Source organism: Streptomyces kronopolitis (assembly GCF_014646275.1).
GTDB classification, from domain to species: Bacteria; Actinomycetota; Actinomycetes; order Streptomycetales; family Streptomycetaceae; genus Streptomyces; species Streptomyces kronopolitis.
Window position 1 is genome coordinate 338,632 of the sequence record NZ_BMND01000003.1, and the last position, 25,250, is coordinate 363,881.

Below are 25,250 nucleotides of genomic sequence, written 5' to 3' on the forward strand. Positions count from 1 at the left end.
CGAGGAAGCCATGACCGCACACTCCCTGACCCCCGTCCTGCGGGCCCTGCGCAGCTGCCTGCACCTGCTGGTGGCCGGGCTGCTGGCGCTCGCCGCCGTACGGGCGGTGGCCGGGCACGCCCCGAACGCCCCGGCCGTGCTCGCCACCGCCGCCGTGCTGCTCGCCCTCTACGCCCTCGGGCCGCGGCTGCCCCGGGTGGGCAGCTCACCGCGCGCCGCGGCCGTGTGGCTCGCGGCCGTAGCCCTGGTGTGGCTGGCGCTGCTCGCGCTCACCCCGGACGGCGTCTGGCTGGCGTTCCCGCTGTTCTTCGTCCAGCTGCATCTGCTGCCGCCGCGCCGGGCGCTGCCCGCCGTCGCGGCCACCACCCTCGCCGCCATCGCCGGCTTCGGCTGGCACACCCACACCCTGAGCGTCGGCACGGTCATCGGGCCCGCCCTCGGCGCCGCCGTCGCGGTCGCCGTCGTCCTCGGCTACCAGGCCCTCTACCGGGAGAGCGAGCAGCGCCGCCGCCTCATCGAGGAGCTCACCGCCACCCGCGGCGAACTGGCCGCCGCGGAGCGCGCCGCCGGCCGGCTCGCCGAACGCGAGCGACTGGCCCGCGAGATCCACGACACCCTCGCGCAGGGGCTCTCCAGCATCCAGCTGCTGCTGCGGGCCGCCGAACGCGTCCTGCCCCAGCAGCCCGCGGCCGCCCTCGGGCACGTCCGGCAGGCCCGCACCACCGCCGTCGACAACCTCGCCGAGGCGCGCCGCTTCGTGCGGGCGCTCAGCCCGCCCGCCCTGGAGGCGGGGTCGCTGCCCGCCGCCCTGGAGCGGCTCTGCGCCACCACGGCCCGCAGCTCCGGGCTCACCGTGCACTGCCAGGTCTCCGGCGTGCCCCTCGCGCTGCCCACCCCGCACGAGGTCGCCCTGCTGCGCATCGCCCAGTCCGCCCTCGCCAACACCGTCCGGCACGCCGCCGCCGGCCGCGTCGAGCTGACCCTCAGCTACATGGACACCGAGGTCGCGCTGGACGTCGTCGACGACGGGGCCGGGTTCCGGCCCGCCGAGGTGCCCGCACCCGGCTCCGCGGCGGCCGACGGCACCGGCTTCGGCCTCGCCGCGATGCACGCCAGGGCCCGCGCACTCCAGGGGACGCTGGCCGTCGAGTCCGCCCCCGGGGAGGGCACCGCGGTCGCCGTCACCCTGCCCTGCCCCGCCACCGCACCCGACGCCGCCCCGGAGGCCGCTTCGTGACCGCCCGCGTCCGGCTGCTGCTCGCCGACGACCACCCCGTCGTCCGCGCCGGGCTGCGCGCCGTCCTGGAGACCGAACCGGACTTCGAGATCGTCGCCGATGTCCCCACCGCCGAGGAGGCGGTCCGCCTCGCCGCGCGGGGCGAGGCCGACGTGGTCCTCATGGACCTCCAGTTCGGCGGCCGGATGCTGGGCTCGCAGGCCACCGCCGAGATCACCGCCCGCCCCGGCGGCCCCCGCGTCCTCATCCTGACCACGTACGACACCGACGCCGACATCCTCGCCGCCATCGAGGCCGGCGCCACCGGCTACCTCCTCAAGGACGCCCCGCCCCAGGAGCTGGCCACCGCGGTCCGCACCGCCGCCGCCGGACGCTCCGCGCTCGCCCCCACCGTCGCGCTGCGCCTGATGGACCGGCTGCGCACCCCCGCCAGCGCGCTCTCCCGGCGCGAGACGGAGGTCCTCCAGCTCGTCGCCGAGGGGCTGTCGAACGCGGCGGTCAGCAAGCGGCTCTTCCTCAGCCAGGCCACCGTCAAGTCCCACCTCGTCCACATCTACGCCAAGCTCGGCGTGGACTCCCGCACCTCCGCCGTCGCCGCCGCCACCGCCCGCGGCCTGATCCGGCGCTGACCACCGGCCGCCGGGCCGCGGCGCCCGCCCCGCCGGGGTCCGCGGGCCGGGGCTGTCGGTGCCGGGTGCGAGAATCATCGGCAGCACGACCGAACGGCAGCACCACCGCTCGCGATGATCGACGATCAGGGAGACGCACCATGGCACCCGCCATTCCGGCCTCGATGGACCGGCCGCACTTCATCGGCATCGGCGGAGCCGGCATGTCGGGCATCGCGAAGATCCTCGCGCAGCGCGGCGCCCGGGTCGCGGGCAGCGATGCCAAGGACTCCGCGACCGCCGAGGCCCTGCGCGCCCTCGGCGTGACGGTTCACCTCGGCCATGCCGCCGGGCATCTCGCCGAGGACGCCACCAGCGTCGTCGTCTCCTCCGCGATCCGCCCCGACAACCCCGAGCTGGCCGCCGCCCACGAGCGCGGCATCCCGGTCGTCCACCGCTCCGACGCGCTCGCCTCCCTCATGGACGGCCTGCGCCCCGTCGCCGTCGCCGGCACCCACGGCAAGACGACGACGACCTCCATGCTCGCCGTCTCCCTCGGCGCCCTCGGCCTGACGCCGTCCTACGCCATCGGCGGCGACCTCGACGCCCCCGGGTCAAACGCCGAGCACGGCGCCGGCGAGATCTTCGTCGCCGAGGCCGACGAGAGCGACCGCAGCTTCCACAAGTACGCCCCCGAGGTCGCCATCGTCCTCAACGTGGAGCTGGACCACCACGCCAACTACGCCTCGATGGACGAGATCTACGAGTCCTTCGAGACCTTCGTCGGCCGCATCCGCCCCGGCGGCACCCTGGTCATCTCCGCCGACCACCCCGGCGCCCGTGAGCTGACCGCCAAGATCGCCGGCCGCCATGACATCGAGGTCGTCACCTACGGCGAGTCCGCCGACGCCGACGTCCGCATCCTCAAGGTCAACCCCCGCGGCCTGACCAGCGATGTCACCGTCACCCTCAGCAGCGGCAAGATCCTCACCTTCACGGTCTCCGTCCCCGGCCGGCACTACGCCCACAACGCCGTCGCCGCCCTGGCCGCCGGCATCGCCCTGGGCATCCCGCCGCACAACCTCGCCTCCGCCCTCGGCAAGTACACCGGCGTCAAGCGCCGCCTCCAGCTCAAGGGCGAGGCGGCCGGCGTCCAGGTCATCGACTCCTACGCCCACCACCCCTCGGAGATGAGCGCCGACCTCGACGCCATCCGCGGCGCCGCCGACGGCGCCCGGGTGCTGGTCGTCTTCCAGCCGCACCTCTTCTCCCGCACCCAGGAGCTCGGCACGGAGATGGGCCGGGCGCTCGCCCTCGCCGACGCCTCCGTGGTCCTGGACATCTACCCGGCCCGCGAGGACCCGATCCCGGGCGTCACCAGCGCCCTGATCATCGACGCCGCGCGCGCCGCCGGCGCCGATGTCACCGCCGAGAGCGACCAGGCCGCCGTCCCGGACGTCGTCGCAGGAATGGCCAAGCCCGGTGACCTTGTTCTGACCATGGGTGCCGGCGATGTGACCGACCTCGGCCCCGCCATCCTGTCCCGCCTGGGCAGCTGAGCGAAGGAGCCCCGATGCCGTACGAGATCGACAAGCCCGACGAGCAGTGGCGCGCCGAGCTGAGCCCCGCGGAGTACCGCGTCCTGCGTGAGGCCGGCACCGAGCCCGCCTTCGTCGGCGAATACACCGACACCACCACCGAGGGCGTCTACTCCTGCCGGGCCTGCGGCGCCGAGCTGTTCCGCTCGGACACCAAGTTCGCCAGCCACTGCGGCTGGCCGAGCTTCTACGACCCCAAGGACTCCGACGCGGTCGAACTCATCGAGGACCGCGCCCACGGCATGGTGCGCACGGAGGTCCGCTGCGCCGCCTGCGGCTCCCACCTCGGCCATGTCTTCGAGGGCGAGGGCTACCCCACCCCCACCGACCAGCGGTACTGCATCAACTCGATCTCGCTGCGGCTGGCTCCGGACGGGGGCTGAGGGCGGCACGCCGAGCCCGTGCCGGGTGCCGCGCATCCGGCACGGAAGCGGCCGTCAGGGCGGGGCCGGCGGCCGGATCCAGCCGAGCGAGCGCTCGACGGCCCGCTTCCAGTTCTCGTACTCCGACCGCCGCCGCCCGGCGTCCATGTCCGGCAGCCACTGCGCGGCCCGGTGCCAGTTGCGGCGCAGCACCTCCAGGTCGGGCCAGTAGCCGGCGGCGAGCCCGGCGGCGTAGGCGGCGCCCAGCGACACCGTCTCGACGGCCATCGGGCGCACCACCGGCACGTCCAGCACATCGGCGAGGATCTGCATGAGCAGGTTGTCCGACGTCATGCCGCCGTCCACCTTCAGCTCCTTCAGGGTGAGCGCGGAGTCCGCGTTCATGGCGTCCACCACCTCCCGGGTCTGCCAGCCGGTGGCCTCCAGCACGGCCCGGGCCAGATGCTCCCGGGTGATGTACGAGGTGAGGCCGACGATGACCCCGCGGGCGTCGCTGCGCCAGTACGGCGCGTACAGGCCGGAGAACGCCGGGACGATGTAGCAGCCGCCGTTGTCCTCGACGCCGCGCGCGAGGGTCTCGATCTCGGGGGCGCTGCCGATCAGCCCCAGCCGGTCGCGGAACCACTGGACCAGCGCGCCCGTGACCGCGATCGGGCCTTCGAGCGCGTAGACCGCGGGCCGGTCCCCGATCTTGTAGGCGACGGTGGTCAGCAGCCCGTGCCGGGACCGCACGAGGTCGGTGCCGGTGTTGAGCAGCAGGAAACTGCCGGTGCCGTAGGTGCACTTCGCCTCGCCGGGCCCGAAGCAGGTCTGCCCGAACAGCGCCGCCTGCTGGTCGCCGAGGGCCGCGCAGATCCGGACGCCCGGCAGCACGGAACGGGCGGTCCCGTAGATCTCGGCCGACGGATGGATCTCCGGGAGCATCGCGCGGGGGACCCCGAAGAACTCCAGCAGCTCCGCGTCCCAGTCGAGCGTGCCGATGTTCATCAGCATGGTGCGGCTGGCGTTGGTGACGTCGGTGAGGTGCAGGCCGCCGGCCGGCCCGCCGGTGAGGTTCCAGATCAGCCAGCTCTCCATCGTGCCGAACAGCACCTCGCCGTCCTCGGCGCGCTGCCGCAGCCCGTCGACATGGTCGAACAGCCACCGGATCCGCGGGGCGGAGAAGTACGTGGAGGGCGGCAGGCAGCAGCGGCGGAGGAAGAACTCGTCCCCGGGGCGGCCGCGCAGTTCCTCGACCAGCGGGGCGGTGCGCGTGTCCTGCCAGACGATCGCCCTGCCCAGCGGGGTACCCGTGCGCCGGTCCCACAGCACGGTCGTCTCGCGCTGGTTGGCGATCCCGATGGCGGCGACCTCGTCGGGCCGGACCTCCGCGTCCGAGAGCGCCTGCGGCACCACGCGCTCCAGGGTGTGCCAGATCTCGGCGGCGTCGTGCTCCACCCACCCGGGCCGGGGGAAGTACTGCTGGTGCTCCCGCTGGGCCACCGACACCAGCCGCCCCTGGTGGTCGAAGAGGATGCACCGGGTGGAGGTGGTGCCCTGGTCGATGGACATCACATACCGCTCAACCATGATCAGCCTTCCGTTGCGGTGCCCGAGGGCGGGGGCTCACCAGCGGGTGGCCCCCAGATCTCTGGAGATCGCCCGGGCGGCATGGCGGACCTGGGTGACCAGGCCCGGCAGCGGGACCCCCTGGGAGTCGCAGATCCGCTCGACGGTGCCGGAGACGCCGACGGCGCCCACCACCAGGCCGCCGTGGCCCCGGATCGGCGCGGCGATACCGGCCTCGCCCGAGATCATCTCCTGCACTTCGGCGGCCCACCCGACCTCCCGGACCTCGGCGAGCGCCCGGGTCAGGCGCTCCGGGGCGGTCAGGGTGTGCCGGGTGTACGCCTCCAGCCCGGCCTCCACGACCGGCTCCACGGGCAGGCTGCCGAAGGCCAGCAGCACCTTGCCGAGCGAGGAGGCGTGCGGCGGCAGCAGCGCGCCCACGTCCAGGGTCTGCAGGGTGTCGTCGGGCCGGAAGACGTGGTGGACGATGAGCACCCTGCCCTCCAGGGGAGCGCCCAGGCGGACCGCCTCCCCACTGCGGGCGGCCAGGGCGTCGGACCAGTTGATGGAGCGCGAGCGCAGCTCGTTCACGTCGAGGTAGCTGGTGCCCAGGTGCAGCAGCGCCGCCCCGAGCTGGTACTTCCCGGTCGCCGGATCCTGCTCGACGAAGTCGATGTGCTGCAGCGTGCGCAGAATGCCGTGGGTGGTGCCCTTCGCCAGGCCGAGGGACGCGGCCACCTCACCCAGTCCGAGCCGACGGGGCCCGCTGGCGAGCAGACGGAGAATCGCCGCCGCCCGCTCGATCGACTGGACCGGGCCGGCCATGACTCCATCGTAGTTCCGGGGTCGGCATCGGCAGGGGGAGCGGACCTCCGCGCTGCCGCCGTTCGGTAATGCCGACCGCTGTTCATTGACCGCCCTCGACGTTCCCCCATAGCGTCCGTCTCAGGCACGGCGTCCCGCCGGCTGGGAGCCTGCCTCCGAGGAGGAGACATGACGGCACAGCTCGACGCGGTGGTTCCGGGGGCGGACGACCATGTCTGCCCGCTGTCGCACCTTCCCGAGGCCGTCTCCGTCGTCCGCCGGCGGGTGCGCGCGATCCTGGCCGACTGGAACCTGGCCCCCGGCCTCGCCGAGGACGCCCTCCTCGTGGTCTCGGAGCTGACCACCAACGCCGTCGTCCACGCCCTGCCGCCGGCCGTGCTGCGGCTCTCCCGGCTCGACGGCGAGGGGCGCGGCGCGCTGCGCGTCGAGGTCACCGACGCGGGGCCGGCGGCGCACGCCCGGCCGGCCGTCGAACCCTGCCCGGACGAGCACGGCCGCGGACTGGGCATCGTCACCGCCCTGGCGGCCGAGTGCGGCACGCACGTCCACGCGGGCGGCATCACCCGCTGGGCCGAACTCCCCGCCGCCTGACAGCGGCGGGCCCCGCCCGGCCGCTCAGCTGCAACTGATCAGCGGCCGGCCCCAGTCGGCGTGGTCGGAGTTGTTCCCGTTGCCGCCGTCGGTGACCACCAGCCGCAGCACGCCGCCGCCGGTGAGGTCCGCGCTGAGGTGCCGCGCGGGCTGCCCGACCGTCATCAGCCCGCTGTCGGCCACCTCTGTGCCGTCGCGGTAGATCTGGAAGACCACCGAGCCGTTCGCGCCCACCTCGTCGTCGACCCCGACGTCCACGCCGAGGTGCGAGCAGGTGCCCCCCAGCTGATAGACGATCTCGCTCGGCGCGTGGGCTCCCAGCCCCTCGGCGTACCCGGCCCCCGCGATGGTCAGCGGACGCCCGTCGACGGTGCGGTTCTGCCCCACCGGACCCCAGCCGTTCGCGCTGGCACTCCACGGGCGGGCGGTCAGCGAGGTGGTCCGGGTGGGCGGCGGCTTCCTCTCAGGTGCGGCAGGCGACGGCCTGGCCGACGACGAGGGCCGGGAACTCGGGCGCTTCGAGGGCTTGGTGGGGTGGGGCGACGGGGTGTGCGACGCCGAACTGGAGGCACTCGCCGACGTCTTGGCGGACGCCGTCGGCGACCGGTACGAGGTCGGCGCAGCGGGCGAACCGGAGTGTCCGGGCCCGTCGGCCGAGGTCTCGTGCCCCGCCGGGCCGAGCAGCGAGCCGACGGAGAGGGCGGCACCGGCCAGGACGGCCACGGCAGCGGCGGCGAGCAGCGCGGGCTTCGCGCCCCGGGCCCGTTGGGGAGCGCCGGACGGATGCTGCTCCATGGGGCGCGCGGAGGCAGCGGCCCCGCCGCCACCCGTGAAGGCCCCCGACCCGTCCCCGTACGTGCCGGGCCCGTCTGCTACGGCCCGCCCGCCCGGCCGGTCCGCGAACCCCTCGCGCAGCTCGGTCCGGCGGGAACCCTGGTGCCAGACACCGGCGGTACGGTGCACCGCCGCCAGCAAGCTCTCCCGCCAGCTCTCCTCGGGGCGTTCGACCGGGTCGGGGGAGTGCAGCACGCTCTCGATCGCCTCCGCCGCCAGATCCGCCGCGGCCTGAGAGGACCCGCAGCAGGCGCGGGCGCAGGCCAATACGGCGGCGTAGTGCCGGCGGTGGAACTCGTCGAGGGCGGCCTCGGCTTCCTCGGTCGCGGCGTCCGGAGCGGGTGCGCCGCCCGGACCGCCCGCCGCCCGGCCGCCGGGCCGAGCGGACGCACGGATGCGCCGGACCAGTTCGGTGTCGGGCAGTTGTGTCCCACCGATGGGGCCGAATTGCTGGTGCATAGGTGCGCTGCTGACCCTTCCACGTCCTGACGGTCCATGAAATTACCCCAAGACGTGGGCGGTTCCGGTGGCCGGACCCTCTTTTGTCACATACTGATACGTAACACAGGAACCCGCGCCGGGACGGGGAAGGACATCGCCGGGACGCCATCCTCCCGCGCTGCACAGGCGGTTGCCGACGGGCGGGATGCGCGGCCGCCCGCCTCCCTCACACCGTCATCGCGATCGCCGTCACCACCAGCCCCGAGCCGATCAGCCAGCGCCCGTGGAATTCGGTGATCTCGCGACCGTCGACCACCGGGCCCGGGACGAGGAGGCGGGCGGTGAAGGTGGCGTTCGTCGGGTCGAAGGTCAGCTCGGCCTCCTGGAAGTCGAGCCAGCGGCGGGTGAGCGGATACCACGCCTTGTAGACGCTCTCCTTCGCGCTGAAGATCAGGCGGTCCCAGCAGACCTCGGGCTGCACCTCGGCCAGGCGGGCGAGCCGGGGGCGTTCGGCGGGGAGGGTGACCAGTTTGAGCACCCCGGGGTCGTTCAGGGGGAGATGGGGTTCGGCGTCCAGGCCGATGGTCCGGACCTCCGCCGAGCGGGCCACCGCGGCGGCCCGGTAGCCGGTGCAGTGCGTCATCGCGCCGACGATGCCGGCCGGCCACTGCGGCTCCCGGCCGGGGCCCGGAAGCAGGGGCGCGGGGGCGAACCCCAGCTCGGCCAACGCGTCGCGGGCGCAGCCCCGTACGGTGCCGAACTCCTTCTGGCGCTTGGGTACGGCCTTGGCCACCAGCGCCCACTCCTCCGGGAACATCGCCGACAGCGGGGCGTCCTGGAAGGCCTCGGCGGTCACGACCGGGGCCGGCAGCAGTTTGTCGATCATGCGGGGGTCCCCGTGGTGTCGTCGGCCGCGACCGGCACGGGCAGGATCTGGACCGGCCGCCCCGGGACGCGGGAGCGCCGCTGCCACTCGCGCGGGTAGCCGAGCGACACCTCCTGGTGCGGGACGCCGTCGCAGACCAGCAGCCGCGGGATGTGCAGATGGCCGTAGACCACGGTGGCCGCACGGAACCGCACCGGCCAGTCCGCGGTCGCCTCCGTACCGCACCACAGCGCGAAGTCCGGGTACCACAGCGGGTCGGTGGGCTCGCGCACCACCGGCCAGTGGTTGATCAGCACCGTCGGCAGGTCCTCGGGCACGGCGGCGAGCCGGGCCTCGGTGGCGGCCACCCGCGCCCGGCACCACGCCTCCCGCGTCGGATACGGGTCCGGGTGCAGGAAGTGCTCGTCGGTGCACACCACTCCGGCCTTCTCGGCCCGGGCCAGCGCCTCCTGCGTGGACGTCACACCGGGCTGCCGGAAGGTGTAGTCGTAGAGGAGGAAGAGCGGGGCGAGGACGACCGGGCCGCCGTCGCCCTCCCAGACCGGATAGGGGTCCTCGGGGGTGAGGACGCCCAGTTCCCGGCAGATGCCGACCAGATGCTCGTAGCGCGCCACCCCGCGCAGCTGCACCGGATCGTCGGCCGTCGTCCACAGTTCGTGATTGCCGGGCACCCATACGACCTTGGCGAACCGGCTGCTGAGCAGTTCGAGCGCCCAGCGGATGTCGGAGACCCGCTCGCCGATGTCGCCGGCCACCAGCAGCCAGTCGTCCGCGGACCGCGGCTTCAGCCCCTCGACGATGTCGCGGTTCTCCTGGTAGCGGACGTGCAGATCGCTGACGGCCACCAGGACGCCGCGTCCGCCGCCCCGTGCGGAGCCGGCCGGTGGCGCGGTGGCGGAGGCGGTGGTGCCGGGCGGGAGGGGGCGGATCTCGTAGGTCATCCCCGAAGTAAAAACGGTGCCGGGGGGAGAGCGAAAGCCAAAAACGACTAGCGCGACCCGTGTCACCGGCCCGGAGGCGGGGGAGCCGGCCGGCTGCCGGGGTCCGCGGAGGGGGCGCCGCCGCGGCGGATGCGGGTGGCCAGCCAGAGGTCGAAGCGGTCGTCGGGGTCGTCGAGGCGGCGGCCGGTCAGCTCCATGACCTTGTCCAGGCGGTTGCGCACGGTGTGCCGGTGCACGCCGAGCCGCCGGCTGGTGGCGTCCCAGGCGCCGCCGGTCTCCAGCCAGGCCGCGAGCGTGGCGGTCAGCTCCTCCCCGTGGTCCGCGAGGTCGAGGGCGCCCAGCACCGTGTCGGCGTAGCCGTGCAGGGTGCGGCGGTCGCCCAGGTCGAGCAGGAGCCGGCTGGCCTGGCTCTGCCGGGCCTGGGCGGGCTCCCCGCTCGCCCGGCTGACGGCGAGCAGACCGGCCGCCTGGTGCAGCGAGACCCGGACCGCCTCGGGGCCGGTGGCGGGGCCGATCCCGGCCGGACGCTGCGGGGCGAAGCGGGCCAGCACCTCCCGGATGTCCAGGTCCTCACCGGCCACCGCCTCGATCACCGGGCCCGCGGCCCCCGCCACGACGCGGACCAGGCCGCCGGGCAGCGCCAGCGCCAGATCGGCGGCCATCTCCTGCGCCGCGCCCTCCGCGCTCCCGTCGTGCGCCGGATCCGCCGCCGCACCGTCCCGCGCCCCGCCCGGCGCCTCCACCACGACCCCGCGCACCCGCTCGGCGGTCAGCCCCGCCGACTGCAGCACGTCCCGGGCCCGCCCGGCGGCCGGGTCCTCGTCCGCCAGCAGCTCCGAGAGCAGCGCCGACCTGCGGCGCCGCTCCGGCTCGTCACGCAGATGACGGCGCTCCAGCTCCAGGGACAGCAGCGAGACCAGACCCGGCACCACCGAGCGGGCGGCGTCGTCCGGGCGGCCGGTGAGCAGCAGCAGCCCGCGCAGCCGCCGGGCCCCCAGCGGCTGCACCTCCAGCTGCTGCCCGGCGGCCGTACTGGCGGCGCTGCCGCGCAGGCCGTGCGCGGCGACCCGGGCGAGCAGCTCCCGTGCCTGCGGGGGAGGCGTGCGCTGTTCGGGGCCGCCCGCCGCCAGCAGCCGCCCCAGTGGGTCGAGCACGGCCGCGCCGACTCCGGTGGCGGCCGTCCACTCCGCCAGCATCGGCCGCAGCCCGTCGCCGGCCGCCGCGGCCGTCAGCCGCCGCTGCGTCGCGAAGGCCCGCTGCAGCAGTTCGCGCTGCTCCTGGGCCCGCGCGTCGAAGACCGCCTTGGTGACGGCGATGAACGGCACCCCGTCCGGCACCGTCAGCAGCGGCAACCCGGCCTCCTGCGCCGCCACCACCAGCGGCTCGGGCGCCTCCTGGTACGGCAGCCCCTGCCCCAGCCCGAGCGCCAGACACGCCGCCCCGCCCCCGGCCACGTCCCGCACGTACGCCCGGCAGGCGGCCGGTTCCTCCGGCAGCAACAGCCCGATGGTCATGAGGAGTTCGCCGCCCTCCAGCCACTTCCCCGGCTGCGGCAGATCCGACACCGTCGCCGCCTCGACCGTGCGCGCCAGCAGCCGCGCCGGCACGTCGTAGGCGAGGGCCAGCCCGAGATCGGGCCGGGCCAGGAGGTCGGAGAGATGCAGCGGCATGTACACAGTGTCCAGCACAACGCCGACGAGTGGACGATCGGGCGAGCGGCCTCCGGCGATCACGCCTGCTCGTGGGCCGCCTGCCGTGCCTCCGCACACACATCCTCATGCGGCTGATCATGATCCTGTGCACGTGACCGGCGATGATGCTCCCGACCGCCCCGACCGCCCCGACCGCCCCGACCGCCCCGACCGCCCCGACCGCCCCGACCGCCCCGACCGCCCTGACCGCCCTGACCGCCCTGACCGCCCTGACCGCCCTGACCGCCCTGACCGCCCTGACCGCCCTGACCGCCCTGACCGCCCTGACCGCCCCGACCGCCCCGACCGCCCCGGGAGGGCCTCCCCGGACCGGCCCGTGCGGCCCGGCCCGGCGAAGAAGTGCCCGGCGCCCCGGGCCGTTATGGTCGGACGTGGGAGCGCGGGCCTCCTCGCTCCCCGACCCGACGAAGGGACGTGAGCGCACAATGCAGGCGGCGTTTCTGGTGGCCCCGGAGGGCACCGAAGAGGTGGAGCTGACCCAGCCCTGGCAGGCGGTGGTCGCCGCGGGCGGCGGTCCGAGCCTGGTCTCCACCCACGCGGGAAAGGTCCAGGCCTTCCACCACCTGGACAAGTCGGCCACCTTCCCCGTCGACCTGACGGTGGACGAGGCCACCGCGGCGGACTTCGACGGCCTGGTGCTGCCCGGCGGCGTGGCCAACCCGGACGCCCTGCGCCTCTCCCCGCGGGCCGTGGCATTCATCAAGTCGTTCTTCGACGCCGGCCGACCGGTGGCCGCCATCTGCCATGCCCCGTGGACACTCATCGAGGCCGACGTGGTGCGCGGCCGCACCCTCACCTCCTGGCCGAGCCTGCGCACCGACATCCGCAACGCCGGCGGCACCTGGGTCGACGAACAGGTAGCGATCTGCACCGCCGGCCCCAACACCCTCATCACCAGCCGCCGCCCCGCAGACCTCGACGCCTTCTGCGCAGCCTTCGTATCGGAGTTCGCGCACTAGGGGGAAGGGCAAGGTCCGGGACCTCCAGGTGAAGTGCCTCTTGTCGCATGCCACTTGACGTCGAAGAGGCACGACAAGGCACGTTGCAGGCCAGAGCCTCTTGGAGTCCAAACCGCCATAACTTCAGCTGGAGTTGACGACGCCGGCGCCGAACAACCAGGCAAGACTGCCGCCAATGACGAGCGCGTAGTTGTCCCTCTCGCCCATGATCCGCATGCCTATCCACACTGCTCGGGTTTGCGCGCCTCTTGGACCTCACGGCGGCATATCCGATGCTGAGGATGACGTGGCAGACAAGCATGGCGAAGGCAGTGACTGCCGCTCCCTTGAGGGACCGTGCAGCTCGGAACTGGTCATAGGACACGTATTCTCGACAGAGGCTTCAGGGTGCCTGAAGTGTTTGTACTCAGGCACCCTGCAACTACTCGGGGCTGCGGTCGCGCTAGTGGAGAGCGGCGCGGTCGGCATGCGCCGTCTCGACGGCCTCCGCGTACGCCCGGGTCTTCTCGTGCTCGGCCAGCGCCCGGAGGGAATGAGCAGGTCGGGCTGGGTGCCCTGACGTTCTCGCCGTTCGCGCGGTGGTAGGGCACGGTGTGCAGCATGTCGTCAGTGATGACCGGTGGCCGGCCAGCGTGGTTGCCCTTGCGAGCCGCGGTGGGGAGCCCTTCGGGGGGCTCGCGGATGTTGGTGGTGCTATTGATCGCCGTCACGTTATTGGCGACATAGACGTTGCCGTTCGGGGCAACTACCAGGTGATTCGAAGCGCTGCCGACTCGGCCTTCGTGCGTGGCAGTGGTCAGCTTTGCCGGCGGAAGTCCAGCATGTAGAAGACCTTGTCGTAGCGGTGTTCGTCGACGGCGACGAAGTCGGGGAGACGGCCGTATTCGGTGAATCCCAGTGATCGGTAGAGGTGCAGGGCATTGGTGTTGTCGCCACGGGCGTCCAGGGTGAGGACCTCGATACCCGCCTCCCGGGCGTCAGCGATCAAGGCAGCGGTCAGCGCCCGACCGACGCCATGCCCATGGGTAGCAGCATCTACCGCGATCTTCTCCAGATCGGCGTGTGGCCGATGGGTCGGTCGGGCGTAGCGGAGCCAGTACCCCAACCCCACAAGTCGACGGTCGAGGTAAGCGGCACGCAGGGCCGCATCCCCGGCCTGTACTGCGGAAACGACGTGGCCGAAAAGTTCCGCCACCTCATCCCGCGAGGGCGGATCGACCCAGCCCAGCGCGGCACCTCCACTGACCAGGTCTGCCAGGATCTGGTGTGCGGACTCCGCAAACCGGACCTCCAGCTCTGGATCGGAAGCCAGCCCCATGGCATCAAGGATGGCGGGCTCAGTGGTCACACCGCTGGTCGTGGCCGGAGTCATGACCAGCAGCCTAGTGCTGTGACCGCACAGGTTCGCCGGGAGTGGTGAGGGTAGATGTCGGGACCTCTGCTGCAGGACTGCTTCGAAAATCGTTGGATATCCTTCGGGTTGGTCGGCGAGCCTCCGCGGGTGACGGATGAAGCCGATCGACAAAGACCATTCACGCGGAGCCCGAGAAACGTCCGCTTCGTCGAACTGTCCGGCGCGGCGATGTCCGCTTTGCTTGATGGAGAGCTGTCCAGGGCCAGCAGGGCAGCGGGGGTTTCGCTGACCGAGTATTTCGTGACCGACAGGGCGAAGTGGCTGTGGAGGTTCCGGCTCGACCAGATGGCCGCTGATCCGGGCCAGGCACGATGGATGGTGCGGCAAGCAGTCGTCGGCGGCCGGAGTCTCGTCCTCGGACATGCCGGATTCCACGGACCGCCTGATGGAGTCGGCATGGTCGAGATCGGCTACGCCATCGCTCCCGAATTCCGTCGCCGCGGATACGCTCGGGCCACGCTGGCCGAGTTGCTGCGTCGGGCGGCCACCGAACCCGCAGTGACGACCGTGCGGGCGACGATCGCCCCTGACAATGTGGCATCCCTGGCCACCATTTCGGGCTTCGGCTTCGTCGAGGTCGGAGAGCAGTGGGACGAGGAGGACGGGCGTGAAATCGTCTTTGAAGTCCCTGCCCGCTCGGTTCCACCCGCTTGACGGGATGGTTGGTGGCACAACACTGGGCTGTGACCGTGGTGTTCCTTGTGCGGTGGTCAGGTCGCGGCGACGAGGGGGCATCCAACCCAGCGGATGCCCTTCTTGCGGCGGATGTGCGTGGGAGGGGCGCGGCGTTCGGCAGCAAGGACGTATCGGTGGCGGCGTTGGTGTTGGCCCCGCGCAGGTAAGCGTGTAGGGACCGGTTCTGAACCGTGTGCTTGCGGTAGTTGGAGATGGCGATGGCGAAGAGCGATTGGCGCCGACCCCCAAGAAGCGTGGCAAGTTCATGATTGTCGAGCACTGGCACATCCATTTCGAATAGGCCTTGCGGATGGGGAGCCGTTGGTGAAGGTCTCTCTACTCGTTCCAAGGGCGGCCCGCTCAGCGCGTCGGCCGCACCGCACTGAACCGTCATGCGCGCCGGCTCCGCAACTCCGCTACGGGCCGGCAGATAGCGTCTCGCGCCCCCACCAACCGCCCGCAGAAACCCAACCCCCCACGTCACCCCACCCAGTTGTCAGTCAAATTGAACGGTACCCACCGGGGCGCGCAACGGTGGGAGGGGGCGGGCGGTGGTCCTTTGGCTTATTTGCGTATCAAACTCTCGGTGCGTCAATGTCACCTGACGTCTTCTTCAGCCTTTGGATTTAATCGGTTCGCGTGAGATTGACGCGGTGTGCTGTGTGCGGCGCCGCGTCGATGCGCACGGGACGACCCGCGCCAGATGCCGCCCAACGGGTCTTCACACGGCCTTTCCGTCCCGCCGGGGCAGCTGCCCTGCGGCCGCGGAACGGTCAGCCACCCGCTTGCTTCTGCCCCTTTGCGGCAGAGCGGCACATCCGAAGGAGAAAGCTCATGGCAACCATCACCTCGTTGGTGGACACCACGACCACCACCAATCAGGGAAAGCCCGGGGACACCGTCCAGATCAACGGAACCGGACTGGCCACCACGACGCGGGTGAACTTCGGTTCCTCATCGGTCACCCCGGCGAGCGTCACCGCCACCCTGGTCACGTTCGTGGTGCCCGCCACGGCGCCGTGCTCCGGCCAGGTATCCGTCAGCGTCACCAGCAGCGCCGGCGCCACCAGCAACGCGCTGCCGTTCTTCGTCATCGCCGGCCCGACCACCACAGGGCTGAGCGTCACCTGCCTGCCGGCCGCCACAGGTGGCTCGGTGACGCTGTTCGGCACCAACTTCCTCTCCGGGAGCCAGGTCGGGGTGGGCAGCGTCGGCAACGTGGCGGTCACTCCCACCCAGGCCAGCCAGGTCACCTTCACCGCGCCGGCCAACCCCGGGCAGGTCGGCACCGTCTCGACCCAGGCGGTGACCATCACCACCGCCGGCGGCACCAGCGCCTCGGGCACCACGCTGGTCGACTACTACCTCGCGCCCGCCATCACCTCGGTGCTTCCCACGTCGGGTACGGCGGGGGACCAGATCACCGTCAACGGAACGGGCTTCGTCGGCGTTGACAGCGTCACCTTCACCGACAGCGCGACCGCCACCGCCCTCGCGGTCTTCACGCCCGTCAGCGACACCCAGCTCGTCGCCACCGTGCCCGGCGGGCTCGCCGCCGGCGCCGGGACCATCACGGTCCACACCTGCGGCGGCAACTCCAACGCCCAGGCTTTCACCATCATCTGACCGTCGGAGCCCACCGGCACCGACCGCACGACCCACCACGTCGCCGTCCGACCGCAGCGCTTGACGCGGACGGGCGGCGACGCCTCCATCCCGGCCGCCGACCGCGGGCCGGGGCACGACCGTTCCGGGCGGTACGAGAAGGAGACGAGCGTCATGGCCCCCGTAGTGACCAGCGTCAGTCCCGACCGAGGTGCTCCTGACGGCAATACCGGCGTCACCCTCACCGGCTCCGGCTTCACCGGCGCCACCATGGTCAAGTTCGGCCCCACGTCCGCCAGTTTCCTCGTCGTGAGCGATACGCAGATCACGGCCAGGACGCCGGTGGGGACCGGCACGGCCGCCGTCACGGTCACCGCACCTAGCGGCACCAGCACCCAGAACGCCCTCTTCGCCTACGCCTTGGTCGCGGCCCCCGTGCTCACCTCCCTCAGTCCCACGTCGGGGCCCACGGCGGGCGGAAACGCCGTCATTCTGACCGGGACGAACCTTTCCGGTGTGACGTCGGTGACCTTCGGGGCGACTCCGGCCTCGGTCGTGAGTAATACGGCTACGCAGGTGGTGGTGATCGCGCCGGCGGGGGTGGTGTCGTCGGTGGGGGTGGCGGTGACGACGGCGGGGGGTACCAGCAATCTGCTGGTCTATTCGTACGTGGCCGTCGCCGCTCCGGTGCTCACGGGCATCACCCCGTCCTCGGGGCCCACGGCGGGCGGGAATACCGTCATCCTGACCGGCACGAACCTTTCCAATGCGACCTCGGTGAAGTTCGGGGCCACTCCGGCCGCTGTGGTGAGCAACACGGCTACTCAGGTGGTGGTGATCGCGCCGGCGGGGGTGGTGTCGTCGGTGGGAGTGTCGGTGACCACGGCGGGCGGCACCAGCAATCTGCTGGTGTATTCGTACGTGGCCCCCGCGCCGGTGCTCACGACCATCAGCCCGACCGCGGGGCCCTTGGGCGGCGGCAACACCGTCACCCTGAACGGGACGAACCTTTCCGGCGCGACCTCGGTGAAATTCGGGAACAATCCGGCGACCGTGCTCAGCAACACCGCCTCGCAGCTCGTCGTCAGCGCGCCCACCGGGGCGCCGTCCACGGTCAACGTCACGGTTACCACCACCGGCGGCACCAGCAATCCGCTGCCGTACCTCTACCTCGCCGCGCCCACGGTCAACGACCTTTCCACGCACCTCGGTCCGGCCACCGGAGGCAACACCGTCTCCGTCTTCGGCAGCGATCTGCTCCTCGCCAGCGCGGTGAGCTTCGGGGGGAACCCGGCCACCGGGCTCACCGTGGTCTCGGACAGCCGGCTGACGGTGACCGCCCCGCCCGGTTCGGGCACGGTCACCGTCACCGTGACCACACCGGGCGGAACCAGCACCGCGGCCACCGGGAACCCGTCCTACACGTACCTCGCCGCACCCGTCCTCACCGGCCTCACCCCCTCCCACGGCTCCGCCCTCGGGGGCGACGCGATCGTGCTGGGCGGCAGCGGCCTCACCTACACCGATGCGGTGACCTTCGGCGGCGTCCAGGCCACGTTCGCGGCGGTCTCCGACACCCAGGTCGTCGCCACCTCGCCGGCCGGCGCGCCCGGCACGGTGAACGTCGTGGTGCACACCCCGGCCGGCAGCAGCAACCCCCGGCCGTACGTCTACGACCCGGCCTGAGCCCGGCTGGAGCAGGTGGGGCCGTGCGCGGCGGGGCGTCGCCGTGCAGCCGCCCCGTCTTACGGACCCAGCACCACCGCCGACTCCGGCGGCAGCCGCAGCATGCCGTCCGCGTCGGGGAGCACCGCGCCGGGCCAGCCCGCGAGCGCCCGCAGTCCGTTCCCGGCCCGCCCCGCGCCGTCGACGGGGACGGCGGCCGTGGCGTCCCGGGCGAGGTTGACCGCCACCCGCAGCGGGCCCCGCCGCAGCAGCAGCCAGCGGGCCCGCTCGTCGAAGCGGACGGCGGTGTGGCGCGGATCCGGGTCGGTCAGCGGGGGCAGTTCACGGCGCAGCGCCAGCAGGGTGCGGTGCCAGGCCAGCAGCGTGGCGTGCGGCTCGCGGGCCGGCTGTGCCCAGTCCAGGACGCTGCGCTCGCGGGTCGCCGGGTCCTGCGGATCGGGCCAGTCCTCGGCCCGGCCACCCCAGTCGTGCGCCGCGAACTCGCGCCGCCGCCCGGCCCGTACCGCCTCCGCCAGCTCCGGATCCGTGTGCGAGGTGAAGTACTGCCACGGTGTGGTCGCGCCCCACTCCTCGCCCATGAACAGCATCGGGGTGAACGGCGAGCACAGCACGAGGGCCGCGGCGCAGGCGAGCAGGCCGGGGGAGAGCCCGGCGGCGAGCCGGTCGCCGAGGGCGCGATTGCCGACCTGGTCGTGCGTCTGGGCGTAGGCCAGCAGCCGGTACGCGGGGGTCACCCGCAGGTCGAGGGGCGCGCCGTGGGCCCGGCCGCGGAAGGCGGAGGGGGTCCCGTCGTGGAAGAAGCCGCCGGTCAGCGTCTTGGCGAGGGCGGCGAGCGGGGCGCGCGCGAAGTCGGCGTAGTAGCCCTGGGATTCGCCGGTCAGCGCGGTGTGCAGGCTGTGGTGGAAGTCGTCGTTCCACTGGGCGTGCAGCCCGTGCCCGCCCGCCGGCCGCGGTGCGGTGGTGCCCGGGTCGTTGAGGTCGGACTCGGCGACCAGGAACAGCGGCCGCCCCAGCTCCCCGGCCAGCGCGTCGACGGCGGCGGAGAGTGCGGCCAGGAAATGCGGGGTGCCGTCGTCGTGCAGGGCGTGGACGGCGTCCAGCCGCAGCCCGTCGAGCCGGAAGTCCCGCAGCCACGAGAGCGCGCTGCCCAGGAAGTAGCCGCGCACCTCGGCGGACCCGGGGGCGTCGAGATTGACCGCCGCGCCCCAGGGGGTGTGGTGGGTCTCGGTGAAGTACGGACCGTATGCCGGGAGCGGGTTGCCGGACGGGCCGAGGTGGTTGTGCACCACATCGAGCACCACCCCCAGCCCGTGGCCGTGCGCGGCGTCCACGAACCCCTTGAGGCCGTCCGGCCCGCCGTACGGCTCGTGCACCGCCCACGGCGCGATGCCGTCGTACCCCCAGCCGTGGTCGCCGGGGAAGGGGCAGACCGGCATCAGGGAGACATGGGTGATGCCCAGGTCGGCGAGGTGGCGCAGCCGTGCGGCGGCGGCACGGAAGGTGCCCTCGGGAGTGAAGGTGCCGATGTGCAGCTCGTAGAGCACGGCGCCGGGCAGCGGACGGCCGGGCCAGCGGTGCCGCCACCGGAACCGGTCGTGCTCGACGACCGCACCCGGCCCGCCCGGGCCCTCCGGCAGCCGGACGGCCCGCGGATCGGGCAGCGGCGGCCCGTCGTCGAGCCGGAAGGCGTAGCGGTCGCCGTCGCGGGCCGGGGCCTCGGTGCGCCACCACCCCGCACGGCCGGGGTCGCGCTCCAATACGGCCGGCGGCTCCCCGGCGCGGTCCCCCGCCCACTGGAGAGCGACCCGTCCGGCACCCGGCGCCCACACCTCGAACAGCACGGCCGTCCTCCTTCGTTCACGGTCCCGACGAAGAAAGCATGCCCGCGCACCGCCGGGCAGCCCCGCGCCCCGACACGTCGCCTCGTGCCGTGCCGGGGTCCGCCGCCGCGCCCCGCCCGCCCACCTGCGCCGTCCCGCGGCAACACCGCCTGGACAGGGGCTCGCGGGAGCCCGAGAATCGCGGTATGACTTCGCTCGAGTTCCCCGCGCGTCCGGCGCGCCCGTCGGACGCGGACCGGGAACGCGCTCTTGATCTGCTGCGCGACGGCGCGGCGCAGGGACGCCTGTCCCAGGACACCTTTCTGCGGCGACTGGAACTCGTGCTCACCGCCCAGCAGCAGTCCGAAATCGATGTGGTCACCGCCGATTTGGCGAGCCGCGGCAAGGTCCAGGGCACCGTCCTGCGGATGGTGGGCCGGGCCTCGGCGTTCCACATCCGGGTGCGCCGCGCCTGGAGCCGGGAGCGGCTGCCGAAGCTGCTGCTGCCGGTGCCGGGCCCGCTCCCGCTGCTCATCGGGCGGGCGCCCGGCGTGGGCCTGCGCCTCAACCACGACACGGTCTCCCGCGCCCATGCCGAACTCCGCAGCGCCGGCACGGGCTGGGTGCTGCGCGACCTCGGCTCCACCAACGGCACCTGCGTCAACGGCCGCCGCGTGGTGGGCGAGGTGCCGGTCGGCCCCGGCGACCACATCACCTTCGGTCAGGTGGATTACGTCCTGACGGAGCGCTGAACGGGGCGGCGCGGCGGACCGGTGCCGGTCGCCGGCGCCCACCCGTACGCCCCGCCCGCCGCGCGCCCGTCGCCTCAGCTCTCCCGCCCCGCGTTCCGCCGCACCGGCCGGTCGCCCGACGGATGCGACATCCACACCCCCTCGCCCTGCGTCAGCCCCGGCAGCAGCCCCTGCATCCGCGGGACGTGACGGGCCGGCAGAAAACCGCTGACCAGCCAGGAGTGCGGTCCGCCGGAGGTCTCGGCGATCTCGGCGTCCAGGGCCGCGAGACGCGCGGTGACCGCGGCCGGCGCGGTGAGCGGGATCTCGGCCTCGAAGGCGTGGTACGGCTCGTAGACCTGGGTGCCGGCCCGCCGCAGCGCCTCTCGCAGCACGGGGGCGGTGACCGTACGGAAGTCCCCGGCGGTGCTGAGCGGGCCGATGAAGCCGGAACGGGTCAGCACCACCCGGCAGTCCGTCACCGCCAGCCCGTGCGGCCCGCACCGCAGGGTCGCCAGCGCGGTCTCCTCGACGGCCTGGTGGAAGCCGTGCGGCAGCGCGCCGAGTTCGGTCTCGTAGGTGAAGACCGGTCCCGAGCCGCGGGCGCCCGGCTCCACCCGGAGCCCGACCGTGGCCCAGGGCCCGGTGTGGCCGTGCCTGGCGATCTCCGCGCAGGCCTCGCCGACCCCGGCCGGCCGCTCCACGCACACCACCCGGCTCGGCGTGCACTCGGCCTCGATGCCGTACTCGCGGTCCAGGGTGGCCGTGAGGACCTCCTTCTGCACCTCGCCGTGCAGCAGCACCGAGGTCGCGCCGTCCGGGGCGGGGCGCACCTGCAGCAGCGGATCCTGGTCGGCGAGCGTCAGCAGCGCGACGCGCAGCGCGGCGGCGCGGGCCGGGCGGCGGGCCCGGACCACGGTTTCGAGGGTGGGGGCGCCGAACAGCGCCGGCCCGGCCGTGGCGTCGTCGTCGGCCGGTCCGAGCCGGTCGCCGGTGCGGATGCCGGGCAGCCCGCGCAGCACCGCGATGTCGCCGGCGGTGAGCGGCCCGTCGTCGCCGGGCGGCCGGCCGATGACCTCCAGCGAGGTGATCCGGCCGGTCACGGACCCGCTCGTGCCGTCCGGGCCGGTCCGGTGCAGCGTGATCCGCTGCCGCGGCCGCAACTCGCCGCCGTGGAGCCGCAGGTGGGCGGTCCGCTCGCCGTGCGGCGGCTGGTGGACGGCGAAGACCGTGCCGCGCGGCCCGGTGCCCGTCGCGGGCGGCGCCGGCGGGATCAGCCCGACCAGGCCCTCGACGAGCGCCCCGACGCCCTGGCCGCCTAGCGCGGAGCCGAAGTACACCGGGTGCAGCGAGCCGTCGGCGGTGCCGGCGGCCAGCGCGGCACGGAGCCGGGCGGCGGACGGCGGCGGCCCGCCGGGGGCCGCGGCGACCAGCTCCGCCAGGACCGACTCGTCGGCCTCGGCCACCCGTTCGGCGATCCGCTCGCGCACCCGCGGGTCCGCCAGGTCGTGCGGCACCGAGTCGGCCCGTGCGGTGCCGAGGCCGGTCACGGAGGTCATCGGGACGGGCGCCGGCACCAGGAGCCGGCGGATGTCCTCGCACAGCGCCTCGCCCCGGGCACCGGCCCGGTCGATCTTGTTCACGAACAGCAGGGTGGGCAGCCGCAGCCGCCGCAGGGTCTTCATCAGCACCCGGGTACGGGGCTGCACGCCCTCCACCGCGGACAGCAGGAGCACGGCGCCGTCCAGCACCCCCAGGGCGCGTTCGACCTCGGCGATGAAGTCGGCGTGGCCGGGGGTGTCGATGAGGTTGATCCGGACCCCGCCGGCGGTGAAGGAGGCGACCGCCGAGCGGATGGTGATGCCGCGCAGCCGCTCCAGCTCGCCGGAGTCCGTGCGGGTGTCCCCGGCGTCGACGCTGCCGAGCCGGGCGAGGGCGCCGGCGTCGAACAGCAGCCGCTCGGTGAGGCTGGTCTTACCGGCGTCGACGTGGGCGAGAATCCCGATGTTCAGGGTGTGCGAAGGAAGCATGGAAGGTGAAGTCCTCAAGAACTGTCGTCCGGTCGGGGCGATGAGTAGTTCCGAGGAATCCGCGCATTCCGTTGCTCCTTGCCGAGGGGGAAATCGGTCGTACCCGGCCATGCTGCCAGCCCTGCGGGAAGCCGCAACCGAATTTCCGGGGCGGTCCTGAACACCGCCCCGCCGCCCTCACTCCCGCACGAACAACGCCACCGGTGACTCCGCCAGCAGGTCGCTCAGGCTCAGCACCGCGCCCTCCGGGGCCGTGCGGCCGGTGAGGAGTTCACGCCAGGGGCCGCCCGGGGGCAGGCGCAGGAGGGTGTCCCACCAGCCGCCGGTCTCGACCAGGCGCAGGGCGAGGCGGGTCACCACCGTCAGGCTCCGGCCGCTGCGGCAGAAGGCCACGCAGTGCTCGGCCGCCGGGCCCTCCGCGTACACCGGTTCGTAGGTCGCCGTGGCGCCGAACCACCGCGGGTGGTCGCGGCGCAGGCGCAGGGCCGTGGCGGTCAGCCGGAGCTTCTCGCCGGACAGGTCGTACGGCGCGGCCCCGCCGTCCAGCGCGTCGAGCAGCTCGGGGCGGAAGCGGGCCGGGCGCCGGTTGTCCGGGTCCACCAGTTCCGGATGGACGTGCTCGGTGCCCTGGTAGAGGTCGGGCACGCCGGGCATGGTCAGGTGCAGCAGCGCCGCGCCCAGCACGTTCGCGCGGATGAACGGCGCGAGGTCGTCGGCGAGTGCGGTGAGCGGGGCGGCCGCGGGCCCGCAGGGGCCGCTGCGGACGAACTCCTCGACAGCCTCCTCGTAGCCGCTGTCCGGCTCCGTCCACGTGGTGCGCAGCCCGGCCTCGCGCACCGCCTTGAGGACCGCGGGTGCCACCCGGTCCGCCGCCGGTCCGCCGGCCGGGGTGCCGAGGCCGAACGCGGTCTGCCACGCCAGCCACGACACCATCGGATCCCTCGGGCCGGCGCCGCCCGCCCGGTCCCCGGCGATCTCGCACACCGCGGTGCCGGGCATCGCGCCGAGCACGTCCCGCCACCGGTCGGGGCACTCCGACAGCACCGCGATCCGCGCCCGTACGTCGGCGCTGCGTTTGGTGTCGTGGGTGGAGAGCACGGTGCCGGATTCCGGCCGGTCGCGCTGCATGCGGGCGCAGTACGCGTGGAACGCCGCGGGGGCGAGCGCCGGGGTGCCGGGGTCGCCGCCGACCTCGCAGGCCGACAGCAGCACCGGATAGCGGTAGAAGGCGGTGTCCTCCACGGACTTGGCGCGCAGCGCGGAGGCGGTCTGGGCGAACCGGGCGGTGAAGTCGGCGCAGTCCGCGCCGCCGTGCTCCGGGTCGTCGGTGAGCCGGCCGAGCGCCAGATCGTGGACGAGGTCCACCGCCCGTGCCTCCTCGGGCACCCGGAAGGCGGTGCGCGCCCCGGCGGCCGCCGCGCCCAGCATCGCCGCGTCGTGGACGGCTTGCGCCGGTTCGGCGGCGTAGGGGCGGTAGACCGGCAGCCGCACCAGCAGTTCGCGCAGGGCATGGCGCAGCGCCCAGGGCGCGTGGTCGCCCGGCGCGGGGACGCGCGCGCTGATCCGGGCCGCGGTCCGCACCAGCCGCTCGACCTCGGCGGCCAGCTCATGGGTGACGACCTCGTACGCGGCCCGGCGCACCGTCTCCTCCCAGTCGCCGCCCTCGTCGGCCAGCGGCGTGACGAAGTCCCGGTAGTGGGAGAAAAGCCGCCCCGAGCCCTGCGGGCAGACGAACAGCCCGTCGATGTGCCGCAGCGCGTCGTAGCCCGTCGTGCCCGCGCAGGCCCAACCGGCCGGCAGCCGCTCCGCACCGCTGAGGATCTTCTCCACCACCGTCCAGCGGCCGCCGGTCCGCTCGTGCAGCCGGGCCAGATAGCCGCCGGGGTCCACCAGCCCGTCCGGGTGGTCGACGCGCAGCCCGTCGAGGACGCCGTCGTCCAGCAGCCGCAGCACCGTGCCGTGGGTGGCCTCGAAGACCTCGGGGTCCTCGGCGCGGATCCCGATCAGCTCCGAAACGGTGAAGAAGCGGCGGTAGTTCAGCTCGCTGCGGGCCAGCCGCCACCAGGCGAGGCGGTACCACTGGGCGTCCAGGAGGCGGGGCAGCGGCAGCCCCTCCGTACCGGGGCGCAGCGGAAAGGCGTGCCCGTGGTAGCGCAGCACCTCGCCGTCGACGCGCAACTGCCCGGTCTCCTCGCCGAGCCGGCCGCCGAGCAGCGGCAGCAGCACCCGGCCGCCGTGCCCCGCGTCCCAGTCGATGTCGAACCACCGGGCGTACGGGGACGCCGGTCCGTCGCGCAGCACCTGCCACAGCGGCCCGTTCAGGCTCAGCGGCTCCGGCACCGCCATGTGGTTCGGCACGATGTCGACGACGAGTCCGAGGCCGTGCGACCGGGCCGTTGCCGCCAGCGCGCGCAGCCCCGCCTCGCCGCCCAGCTCGGCCCGCACCGTCGCGTGATCGACCACGTCGTAGCCGTGCGTGGACCCCGGCACCGACTCCAGCACCGGCGAGAGATGCAGATGGGAGACGCCCAGGGCGGCCAGATGCGGGACCGCCCGCTCCGCTGCGGCGAACGGGAAGTCCGGCTGGAGCTGCAGCCGGTAGGTGGCGGTCGGCGACGGACTCGATGGCTGCGTCATGGGAACACCCGTACCCCGCTGGCGGCCCGTTGTGTCATCCGCCTCCGGCATTGGTGTCGGGCCGTCCGGCGCGTCGGCGCGCCCCGGGG

Annotated in this window: 20 protein-coding genes; 10 read left to right on the top strand and 10 right to left on the bottom strand. The window is 73.6% G+C overall.

The genetic code is table 11. From position 1 onward, the window contains the following. Positions 1 to 10 precede the first annotated feature (10 nt). The 4 genes from IEY78_RS05755 (at position 11) to msrB (ending at position 3,826) form a co-directional block, all read left to right on the top strand. Positions 11 to 1,237: a sensor histidine kinase gene (locus IEY78_RS05755; protein WP_189096471.1), complete on the top strand. Its 1,227-nt coding sequence runs from the start codon at positions 11 to 13 to the stop codon at positions 1,235 to 1,237. After that, the gene (locus tag IEY78_RS05760; RefSeq protein ID WP_189096472.1) at positions 1,234 to 1,866 is read left to right on the top strand and encodes a response regulator; all 633 of its coding nucleotides are present in this window, start codon (positions 1,234 to 1,236) and stop codon (positions 1,864 to 1,866) included. The genes IEY78_RS05755 and IEY78_RS05760 overlap by 4 nt, the downstream gene beginning before the upstream one ends. Positions 1,867 to 2,006: 140 nt before the next feature. After that, positions 2,007 to 3,404 carry a UDP-N-acetylmuramate--L-alanine ligase gene (gene murC, locus IEY78_RS05765; RefSeq protein WP_189096473.1) on the top strand — a complete coding sequence of 466 codons (1,398 nt, stop codon included), beginning with the start codon at positions 2,007 to 2,009 and terminating at the stop codon, positions 3,402 to 3,404. Positions 3,405 to 3,418: 14 nt separating this feature from the next. Then, complete coding sequence (msrB, locus tag IEY78_RS05770; RefSeq protein WP_189096474.1) at positions 3,419 to 3,826, top strand: peptide-methionine (R)-S-oxide reductase MsrB; 408 nt, start codon at positions 3,419 to 3,421, stop codon at positions 3,824 to 3,826. 54 nt (positions 3,827 to 3,880) lie between these two features. Here the strand turns inward: msrB and glpK are convergent, their stop codons facing one another. After that, positions 3,881 to 5,395, bottom strand: a complete 1,515-nt coding sequence (glpK, locus tag IEY78_RS05775; RefSeq protein WP_189096475.1) for a glycerol kinase GlpK — start codon at positions 5,393 to 5,395, stop codon at positions 3,881 to 3,883. A gap of 36 nt (positions 5,396 to 5,431) precedes the next feature. Beyond that, positions 5,432 to 6,199 carry an IclR family transcriptional regulator gene (locus tag IEY78_RS05780; protein WP_189096476.1) on the bottom strand — a complete coding sequence of 256 codons (768 nt, stop codon included), beginning with the start codon at positions 6,197 to 6,199 and terminating at the stop codon, positions 5,432 to 5,434. A gap of 168 nt (positions 6,200 to 6,367) precedes the next feature. Between IEY78_RS05780 and IEY78_RS05785 the strand changes: the two genes are divergently transcribed. Continuing rightward, positions 6,368 to 6,790 carry an ATP-binding protein gene (locus tag IEY78_RS05785; protein ID WP_189096477.1) on the top strand — a complete coding sequence of 141 codons (423 nt, stop codon included), beginning with the start codon at positions 6,368 to 6,370 and terminating at the stop codon, positions 6,788 to 6,790. 24 nt (positions 6,791 to 6,814) lie between these two features. On the opposite strand, the gene IEY78_RS05790 is transcribed toward IEY78_RS05785, so the two are convergent. The 4 genes from IEY78_RS05790 to IEY78_RS05805 form a co-directional block, all read right to left on the bottom strand. After that, the gene (locus tag IEY78_RS05790) at positions 6,815 to 8,083 is read right to left on the bottom strand and encodes an NPCBM/NEW2 domain-containing protein (protein ID WP_189096478.1); all 1,269 of its coding nucleotides are present in this window, start codon (positions 8,081 to 8,083) and stop codon (positions 6,815 to 6,817) included. A gap of 208 nt (positions 8,084 to 8,291) precedes the next feature. Beyond that, the gene (locus IEY78_RS05795; RefSeq protein WP_189096479.1) at positions 8,292 to 8,951 is read right to left on the bottom strand and encodes a 4'-phosphopantetheinyl transferase family protein; all 660 of its coding nucleotides are present in this window, start codon (positions 8,949 to 8,951) and stop codon (positions 8,292 to 8,294) included. Further along, the gene (locus tag IEY78_RS05800) at positions 8,948 to 9,892 is read right to left on the bottom strand and encodes a metallophosphoesterase family protein (protein ID WP_189096480.1); all 945 of its coding nucleotides are present in this window, start codon (positions 9,890 to 9,892) and stop codon (positions 8,948 to 8,950) included. Before IEY78_RS05800 ends, IEY78_RS05795 begins: the two co-directional genes overlap by 4 nt. 62 nt (positions 9,893 to 9,954) lie before the next feature. Then, positions 9,955 to 11,562 (bottom strand): PucR family transcriptional regulator, encoded by a 1,608-nt coding sequence (locus IEY78_RS05805; RefSeq protein WP_189096481.1) that lies wholly within the window; start codon positions 11,560 to 11,562, stop codon positions 9,955 to 9,957. 467 nt (positions 11,563 to 12,029) lie between these two features. Between IEY78_RS05805 and IEY78_RS05810 the strand changes: the two genes are divergently transcribed. Further along, the gene (locus IEY78_RS05810) at positions 12,030 to 12,563 is read left to right on the top strand and encodes a type 1 glutamine amidotransferase domain-containing protein (protein ID WP_189096554.1); all 534 of its coding nucleotides are present in this window, start codon (positions 12,030 to 12,032) and stop codon (positions 12,561 to 12,563) included. Between the two features lie 796 nt (positions 12,564 to 13,359). Here IEY78_RS05810 and IEY78_RS05815 read toward each other — a convergent pair. Further along, positions 13,360 to 13,935, bottom strand: coding sequence for a GNAT family N-acetyltransferase (locus IEY78_RS05815; protein WP_189096482.1), 576 nt, complete (start codon positions 13,933 to 13,935; stop codon positions 13,360 to 13,362). A 210-nt stretch (positions 13,936 to 14,145) separates the two neighbouring features. Here IEY78_RS05815 and IEY78_RS05820 point away from each other — a divergent pair, with 210 nt between their 5' ends. From IEY78_RS05820 to IEY78_RS05830, 3 genes are all read left to right on the top strand, one after another. Further along, on the top strand, positions 14,146 to 14,631 hold the full coding sequence (locus IEY78_RS05820; RefSeq protein ID WP_189096555.1) for a GNAT family N-acetyltransferase: 486 nt from the start codon (positions 14,146 to 14,148) through the stop codon (positions 14,629 to 14,631). Positions 14,632 to 15,486: 855 nt separating this feature from the next. After that, positions 15,487 to 16,278: a choice-of-anchor Z repeating domain-containing protein gene (locus IEY78_RS05825; RefSeq protein ID WP_189096483.1), complete on the top strand. Its 792-nt coding sequence runs from the start codon at positions 15,487 to 15,489 to the stop codon at positions 16,276 to 16,278. 153 nt (positions 16,279 to 16,431) lie between these two features. Then, entirely contained in the window at positions 16,432 to 17,943 is a 1,512-nt protein-coding gene (locus IEY78_RS05830) for an IPT/TIG domain-containing protein (RefSeq protein ID WP_189096484.1), read from the top strand. Between the two features lie 59 nt (positions 17,944 to 18,002). Here IEY78_RS05830 and treZ read toward each other — a convergent pair whose 3' ends face one another. Continuing rightward, positions 18,003 to 19,784 carry a malto-oligosyltrehalose trehalohydrolase gene (gene treZ / locus IEY78_RS05835; RefSeq protein WP_189096485.1) on the bottom strand — a complete coding sequence of 594 codons (1,782 nt, stop codon included), beginning with the start codon at positions 19,782 to 19,784 and terminating at the stop codon, positions 18,003 to 18,005. A gap of 185 nt (positions 19,785 to 19,969) precedes the next feature. Here treZ and IEY78_RS05840 point away from each other — a divergent pair, with 185 nt between their 5' ends. Then, positions 19,970 to 20,515 (top strand): FHA domain-containing protein, encoded by a 546-nt coding sequence (locus IEY78_RS05840; protein ID WP_189096486.1) that lies wholly within the window; start codon positions 19,970 to 19,972, stop codon positions 20,513 to 20,515. A gap of 74 nt (positions 20,516 to 20,589) precedes the next feature. Here IEY78_RS05840 and otr(A) read toward each other — a convergent pair whose 3' ends face one another. Together otr(A) and treY are read right to left on the bottom strand one after the other, a co-directional pair. After that, complete coding sequence (gene otr(A) / locus IEY78_RS05845; RefSeq protein WP_189096487.1) at positions 20,590 to 22,524, bottom strand: tetracycline resistance ribosomal protection protein Otr(A); 1,935 nt, start codon at positions 22,522 to 22,524, stop codon at positions 20,590 to 20,592. 177 nt (positions 22,525 to 22,701) lie between these two features. After that, a complete protein-coding gene (gene treY / locus IEY78_RS05850; protein WP_189096488.1) occupies positions 22,702 to 25,161 on the bottom strand; it encodes a malto-oligosyltrehalose synthase in 2,460 nt (819 codons plus the stop codon). Positions 25,162 to 25,250 lie beyond the last annotated feature (89 nt).